The following is a 5,603-nucleotide window of genomic DNA, read 5'->3' on the forward strand; positions in this document are numbered from 1 at the left end:
GATGCGAAGCGAAAGCGACGCAGGTGCAGGACCCGCTCTTTAACAACGAAACAACCGATAAGTGTGGGCGCTTGGTAGCGCAGCACGAGCAGCTCTGATTCGTCGGAGTTGCTTGAAGCTAAACAAAATCAAGCGCACACATTTGAAGTGAAGTACCTTGAATGTCAAAGATATTCATAGAACCTCACTTCCTTTGAGTGAAGTGCCATGTATTTATACGTGGTGCGCGAATTAAACAGAGATTGAACTGAAGAGTTTGATCCTGGCTCAGATTGAACGCTAGCGGGATGCTTTACACATGCAAGTCGAACGGCAGCGCGGACTTCGGTCTGGCGGCGAGTGGCGAACGGGTGAGTAATGTATCGGAACGTGCCTAGTAGCGGGGGATAACTACGCGAAAGCGTAGCTAATACCGCATACGCCCTTCGGGGGAAAGCGGGGGACCTTCGGGCCTCGCACTATTAGAGCGGCCGATATCGGATTAGCTAGTTGGTGGGGTAAAGGCTCACCAAGGCGACGATCCGTAGCTGGTTTGAGAGGACGACCAGCCACACTGGGACTGAGACACGGCCCAGACTCCTACGGGAGGCAGCAGTGGGGAATTTTGGACAATGGGGGCAACCCTGATCCAGCCATCCCGCGTGTGCGATGAAGGCCTTCGGGTTGTAAAGCACTTTTGGCAGGAAAGAAACGGCCTTGGATAATACCTGAGGCAACTGACGGTACCTGCAGAATAAGCACCGGCTAACTACGTGCCAGCAGCCGCGGTAATACGTAGGGTGCAAGCGTTAATCGGAATTACTGGGCGTAAAGCGTGCGCAGGCGGTTCGGAAAGAAAGATGTGAAATCCCAGAGCTTAACTTTGGAACTGCATTTTTAACTACCGGGCTAGAGTGTGTCAGAGGGAGGTGGAATTCCGCGTGTAGCAGTGAAATGCGTAGAGATGCGGAGGAACACCGATGGCGAAGGCAGCCTCCTGGGATAACACTGACGCTCATGCACGAAAGCGTGGGGAGCAAACAGGATTAGATACCCTGGTAGTCCACGCCCTAAACGATGTCAACTAGCTGTTGGGGCCTTCGGGCCTTGGTAGCGCAGCTAACGCGTGAAGTTGACCGCCTGGGGAGTACGGTCGCAAGATTAAAACTCAAAGGAATTGACGGGGACCCGCACAAGCGGTGGATGATGTGGATTAATTCGATGCAACGCGAAAAACCTTACCTACCCTTGACATGTCTGGAATGCCGAAGAGATTTGGCAGTGCTCGCAAGAGAACTGGAACACAGGTGCTGCATGGCTGTCGTCAGCTCGTGTCGTGAGATGTTGGGTTAAGTCCCGCAACGAGCGCAACCCTTGTCATTAGTTGCTACGAAAGGGCACTCTAATGAGACTGCCGGTGACAAACCGGAGGAAGGTGGGGATGACGTCAAGTCCTCATGGCCCTTATGGGTAGGGCTTCACACGTCATACAATGGTCGGGACAGAGGGTTGCCAAGCCGCGAGGTGGAGCTAATCTCATAAACCCGATCGTAGTCCGGATCGCAGTCTGCAACTCGACTGCGTGAAGTCGGAATCGCTAGTAATCGCGGATCAGCATGTCGCGGTGAATACGTTCCCGGGTCTTGTACACACCGCCCGTCACACCATGGGAGTGGGTTTTACCAGAAGTAGTTAGCCTAACCGCAAGGGGGGCGATTACCACGGTAGGATTCATGACTGGGGTGAAGTCGTAACAAGGTAGCCGTATCGGAAGGTGCGGCTGGATCACCTCCTTTAAGAGCGAAGCTGTGGCTATTAAGCGTCCACGCTTATCGGTTGTTTGTTGAATGTATAGCTGGGATCGGTGTTGATTGCGGTGAGGGGGGAAGACTCTTCTCCGAGGTCCGTGATTCTGAGTACTGATCCGAAGATTATGGGTCTGTAGCTCAGTCGGTTAGAGCACCGTCTTGATAAGGCGGGGGTCGTTGGTTCGAATCCAACCAGACCCACCAGGTTTGCTGTGTGTTGAGTTGATTGACTTGGCATGTGGGAAATGGGGGTGTAGCTCAGCTGGGAGAGCGCCTGCTTTGCAAGCAGGATGTCATCGGTTCGATCCCGTTCACCTCCACCATTACTTTATTGTGAGTGATTGGTGTGGAAGTAGAGTTCAACACATAGTGCTGCGAGTCAGTGTTATGTGTTGGGTTTTGCCTAACGAGTTATACATTTGTTCTTTAACAATTAGGAAGAAGCACAACGAAAGCGTTCATGAAGTAGTTGGTTTAATTACCAGCGAATATGAATGCGGGTTGTGATTGCATTAATTTTGTTCCAAGTTCTCAAGATGGATCGAGAGATCTGTCGCTTTGAAACTTATGAACGGCACAAACGCGAAACATATCAGCGTCCTATAAGACTTCAGTGTTATAGGATCAAGCGACTAAGTGCACATGGTGGATGCCTTGGCGATTACAGGCGAAGAAGGACGTGGTAGCCTGCGAAAAGCTGCGGGGAGCTGGCAAACAAGCTTTGATCCGCAGATGTCCGAATGGGGAAACCCACTGCAGCGATGCAGTATTCCTGGCTGAATACATAGGCCAGTGAAGGCGAACCGGGTGAACTGAAACATCTCAGTAACTCGAGGAAAAGACATCAACCGAGATTCCGAAAGTAGTGGCGAGCGAAATCGGAGTAGCCTTTACGATTTAGCAGTTCAGATAATCGAACGGAATGGAAAGTCCGGCCGTAGCAGGTGATAGCCCTGTAGATGAAATCTGGATTGTGGAACTAGGCGTAAGAGAAGTAGGGCGGGACACGTGAAATCCTGTCTGAAGATGGGGGGACCATCCTCCAAGGCTAAATACTCGTAATCGACCGATAGTGAACCAGTACCGTGAGGGAAAGGCGAAAAGAACCCCGGAAGGGGAGTGAAATAGATCCTGAAACCGTGTGCATACAAACAGTCGGAGCCTCTTTATGGGGTGACGGCGTACCTTTTGTATAATGGGTCAGCGACTTACATTCAGTGGCGAGCTTAACCGAATAGGGAAGGCGTAGCGAAAGCGAGTCCGAATAGGGCGAATCAGTCGCTGGGTGTAGACCCGAAACCAGATGATCTACCCATGGCCAGGTTGAAGGCACGGTAACACGTGCTGGAGGACCGAACCCACTAATGTTGAAAAATTAGGGGATGAGCTGTGGATAGGGGTGAAAGGCTAAACAAATCTGGAAATAGCTGGTTCTCTCCGAAAACTATTTAGGTAGTGCCTCAAGTATTACTGCGGGGGGTAGAGCACTGTTATAGCTAGGGGGTCATGGCGACTTACCAAACTATGGCAAACTCCGAATACCCGCAAGTACAGCTTGGGAGACAGAGCACCGGGTGCTAACGTCCGGACTCAAGAGGGAAACAACCCAGACCGCCAGCTAAGGTCCCCAATTATTGCTAAGTGGGAAACGAAGTGGGAAGGCATAGACAGTCAGGAGGTTGGCTTAGAAGCAGCCACCCTTTAAAGAAAGCGTAATAGCTCACTGATCGAGTCGTCCTGCGCGGAAGATGTAACGGGGCTAAGCAATAAACCGAAGCTGCGGGTGTGTACCTTTGGTACACGCGGTAGGAGAGCGTTCTGTAAGCCTGCGAAGGTGGCTTGTAAAGGCTGCTGGAGGTATCAGAAGTGCGAATGCTGACATGAGTAGCGATAAAGGGGGTGAAAAGCCCCCTCGCCGTAAGTCCAAGGTTTCCTGCGCAACGTTCATCGGCGCAGGGTGAGTCGGCCCCTAAGGCGAGGCAGAGATGCGTAGCTGATGGGAAGCTGGTTAATATTCCAGCACCGTCGTACAGTGCGATGGGGGGACGGATCGCGGAAGGTCATCAGGGTGTTGGAAGTCCCTGTTGCGACATTAGAGAAGGCGCTTTAGGCAAATCCGGGCGCGTGATTCAAGGGTGTTGCACGAGGTCCCATGTGGACCGAAGTGATTGGAAGTGGTTCCAAGAAAAGCCTCTAAGCTTCAGCTGTACGAGACCGTACCGCAAACCGACACAGGTGGACGGGATGAATATTCCAAGGCGCTTGAGAGAACTCAGGAGAAGGAACTCGGCAAATTGATACCGTAACTTCGGGAGAAGGTATGCCCCGGTAGTGTGATGCGCCTGCGCGCAGAGCATGAAGGGGCCGCAGAGAATCGGTGGCTGCGACTGTTTATTAAAAACACAGCACTCTGCCAAGACGAAAGTCGACGTATAGGGTGTGACGCCTGCCCGGTGCCGGAAGGTTAAGTGATGGGGTGCAAGCTCTTGATCGAAGCCCCGGTAAACGGCGGCCGTAACTATAACGGTCCTAAGGTAGCGAAATTCCTTGTCGGGTAAGTTCCGACCTGCACGAATGGCGTAACGATGGCCACACTGTCTCCTCCTGAGACTCAGCGAAGTTGAAGTGTTTGTGATGATGCAATCTCCCCGCGGCTAGACGGAAAGACCCCATGAACCTTTACTGTAGCTTTGCATTGGACTGTGAACCGGCCTGTGTAGGATAGGTGGGAGGCGCTGAAACCGAGTCGCTAGATTCGGTGGAGCCGACCTTGAAATACCACCCTGGTTTGTTTGCGGTTCTAACCTTGGTCCGTTATCCGGATCGGGGACAGTGCATGGTAGGCAGTTTGACTGGGGCGGTCTCCTCCCAAAGTGTAACGGAGGAGTTCGAAGGTACGCTAGGTACGGTCGGAAATCGTGCTGATAGTGCAATGGCATAAGCGTGCTTGACTGTGAGACTGACAAGTCGAACAGGTGCGAAAGCAGGACATAGTGATCCGGTGGTTCTGAATGGAAGGGCCATCGCTCAACGGATAAAAGGTACTCTGGGGATAACAGGCTGATACCGCCCAAGAGTTCATATCGACGGCGGTGTTTGGCACCTCGATGTCGGCTCATCTCATCCTGGGGCTGTAGCCGGTCCCAAGGGTATGGCTGTTCGCCATTTAAAGAGGTACGTGAGCTGGGTTTAAAACGTCGTGAGACAGTTTGGTCCCTATCTGCCGTGGGCGTTGGATACTTGACGGAGCCTGCTCCTAGTACGAGAGGACCGGAGTGGACGTACCTCTGGTGTACCGGTTGTCATGCCAATGGCATTGCCGGGTAGCTAAGTACGGAAGAGATAACCGCTGAAGGCATCTAAGCGGGAAACTCGTCTGAAGATTAGGTATCCCGGGGACTAGATCCCCCTGAAGGGTCGTTCGAGACCAGAACGTTGATAGGTCGGGTGTGGAAGCACAGTAATGTGTTGAGCTAACCGATACTAATTGCCCGTGCGGCTTGATCCTATAACTCTGTGGGTTTTATGACCTGATAGATAGTAGCGACAAGTGCCGTTTATAGTGAAAGAATTCGTCAAACATAACCCCCTGTTGCTCGCCGATCGTCACCCCCATAGGACACGCTCCTTGGCCAGTGACTGACTCGCGCAACACGTCGTGCTTCTTCCAAATTGGGGCCCGTAGACTTAAAACGCTACCGGCCCAACCCTTTACGCCTGACGACCATAGCAAGGTGGTCCCACTCCTTCCCATCCCGAACAGGACAGTGAAACGCCTTCGCGCCGATGATAGTGAACATTCGTTTGTGAAAGTAG

General features: G+C 52.4%; 2 tRNA genes and 3 rRNA genes. All 5 read left to right on the plus strand.

Going from position 1 to position 5,603, the window contains the following annotated elements:
- Positions 1–244 precede the first annotated feature (244 nt).
- A 16S ribosomal RNA gene (locus ACYVIT_RS26440) occupies positions 245–1,775 on the plus strand.
- 139 nt (positions 1,776–1,914) lie between these two features.
- Positions 1,915–1,991: transfer RNA gene (locus ACYVIT_RS26445), tRNA-Ile, on the plus strand.
- A 43-nt stretch (positions 1,992–2,034) separates the two neighbouring features.
- Positions 2,035–2,110: transfer RNA gene (locus ACYVIT_RS26450), tRNA-Ala, on the plus strand.
- Between the two features lie 299 nt (positions 2,111–2,409).
- Positions 2,410–5,295 (plus strand): 23S ribosomal RNA (locus ACYVIT_RS26455).
- 208 nt (positions 5,296–5,503) lie between these two features.
- A 5S ribosomal RNA gene (gene rrf, locus ACYVIT_RS26460) occupies positions 5,504–5,603 on the plus strand; the annotation flags it as partial.

The organism is Bordetella muralis (assembly GCF_054781015.1).